Raw genomic sequence first — 2193 nt, 5'->3', positions numbered from 1 at the left:
CTAGCCAAACATATTTGAAATTTGAAGGCGGCGCCGTTGCAGCTAGTGGCGATTCGCTTCGTCGATAGCGCGAAGGAGTCGCTGTACCGGGTAGCCTTGGATGGCGGCGAGACGGTGCAAGCCGGTGTCTTCGAAGACGAACATCTGACCCTCGATTCGGTAGTGTCCTTGCCAGCCGATGGCGAAGCGGGTCTCGGTTTCTTCGATGTACACCGGCAGCGGATCTCCGCCGGCGGCCAGTCTGACGGCGAGTTGGTCTGCCGGCTCCAGCATCCAGGCGTCGCCGGTGTCGGTGGAAAAGCACACCAGCGGTCCGATGGTGACGATGCGCCCATCGTGCTCGGCCGCGCGACGCTGGATCGAGCGGACCTCTTTGGCAAGGTGCAAACTGTCCCGTGACAGCCGCGGTGTGGTGGACTCGTGCCGAGTCTTGCGTTTAGTCATGGGCTCGCTCCCTGCCCAAGCGCCCTGCCGCCGACGGTCTGATCATTTGAGAGCGCAACCGTCGAGGAGAGGACAGATGGAACTCTTCACCAAGCTGTTCGGCAGCCTGTTGGTGTTTGTATACCACTGCTTCGACCGTATTGTCATCCACGGCTACTTGAGCGCGCTGACACGACCCGAGCAGGTGGTCTATTTCTTCCGCCAGGTCGTGGGCGTTGCGGCCGTCGACAAAGAGGTGTTGAGCCGGCGCACCGCGGAGTATCAGGGCTGGGTCGAGGCCTTTGCCCGCAATCATGGCACGCCCATCGAGTGGGCCGAGAAGGGTGTGCGCAAGGAAGACTACGTTCAACGGTGGCTGCGCCCGATGGTGCGGGCGCAGCGCTACGGCATCTATTTCATCTTCAAGAGCATGGAGCAGGGACCCACGTTTCGCTGCACGGTGCCCAAGTATCCGACGCGCGACCCCAATTACCGCATCCTGGCGCCGCAGCGCAGCCGCTTCACTCACTACTACTTCTACATTCGCGACGAGACCTTGGGGCCCATCGCGATGCGCGTGGCCTCGTTCTTCCCGTTCCAGACCACCTACTATCTCAACGGCCACTCGTTCATCGAGCAGGAGTTGAATCGGGCTGGGATCGGCTTTCGCAAACACGACAACGCTTTTCTAGCGGTCGACGATCCGGCTGCGCTGCAGGCGGCGGCCGACCGGCTCAGCCCTGCGCTCATCCGTGAGCGACTCGACTACTGGACGCTGCTGCTGGGACCGAAGTTCTCGGCCAGGGAGCGCGCGCTCATCAGCGTGCGCCGCTTCTACGCCATCAGCCAGATCGAATACTGCCGCAACTTCATTTTCAAGCGCCACTTTCCGATCCACAAGATCTTCGAGCGCAGCTGTGAGCTGGGGCTGTGGCGGCTATCCGTCGACAAGGTCTCGGAGATCTTCGGCACGCGCATCACCAAAAAGCTCCATGGCAATCTCAACACCACCCTCGAGCAAATCGAGCACGGCCATCACATCTTTCGTGCCTACTGGAAGCACGCGTTTGTCAAGCAGTACGAGAAGTTCGCCACTTTCCTGCGCAACGAGGTCTGCTCGAACAATCTGGCGGACTTCGGCCTCAGGAAAGGGCTCGAACACCTGGGCGACGTGCGCGAGAAGTTCCTCGGCATCACCGAGCGCTTCGCCACCTTCCAGGCCCGATGCCTGAACGCGCACGTGGACTTCCCGCTGTTGCAGCGCCTGGCGCTACCCATCACCGTGGGCAGCGCCAAATATCCCGGCATCAAGATCCACGACACCCGCATGATTCGCCTCATGCAAGTGCTGCTGCATGCCGGCACCACGGTCGGTGGCTGGCGCGCCCAGCAACTCCATGAGGTCCTCGTGACGAGCTTTGGTCTGTCCGACAAACGCTACGGCCTGAACCAATTGCGCTACGACCTGCGAAAGATGCGCGCCCACGCACTGCTCGAACGCGACGGCAATCGATACGCTTACCGCCTCACCGACAAGGGCGTAAAGGTCGCCCTGCTGTTCGTGCTCTTCCACCAGCGCTTATACGGCCCGCTTGCCAATAGCCTCTTTCACCACCGCCCCGACGCCAACTTCCAGCCCGACAGCAAACTCGAAAAGGCCGTGCACAAAGCAGACGACTCCATACGCAAGGTCATTCGACTCTTAGACTCTTAGAAGCGACGTGAAATTGTTGTACAGCTCCTGTCAACGATCTAAAGCGTAAGGATCTA

At 60.6% G+C, this 2193-nt stretch carries 2 protein-coding genes; one reads left to right on the top strand and one right to left on the bottom strand.

Going from position 1 to position 2193, the window contains the following annotated elements; translation table 11 throughout:
- Positions 1 to 42 precede the first annotated feature (42 nt).
- A complete protein-coding gene (locus AWB68_RS44255) occupies positions 43 to 444 on the bottom strand; it encodes a hypothetical protein (protein ID WP_125483293.1) in 402 nt (133 codons plus the stop codon).
- Positions 445 to 520: 76 nt separating this feature from the next.
- On the opposite strand from AWB68_RS44255, the gene AWB68_RS44250 reads away from it, so the two are divergent.
- A complete protein-coding gene (locus tag AWB68_RS44250) occupies positions 521 to 2137 on the top strand; it encodes a hypothetical protein (RefSeq protein WP_087650370.1) in 1617 nt (538 codons plus the stop codon).
- The last annotated feature ends 56 nt before the right edge of the window (positions 2138 to 2193 follow it).

It is taken from the genome of Caballeronia choica, from assembly GCF_001544535.1.
In the GTDB taxonomy this organism is placed as follows: Bacteria; Pseudomonadota; Gammaproteobacteria; order Burkholderiales; family Burkholderiaceae; genus Caballeronia; species Caballeronia choica.
This window is presented reverse-complemented; position numbering and strand designations above follow the sequence as displayed.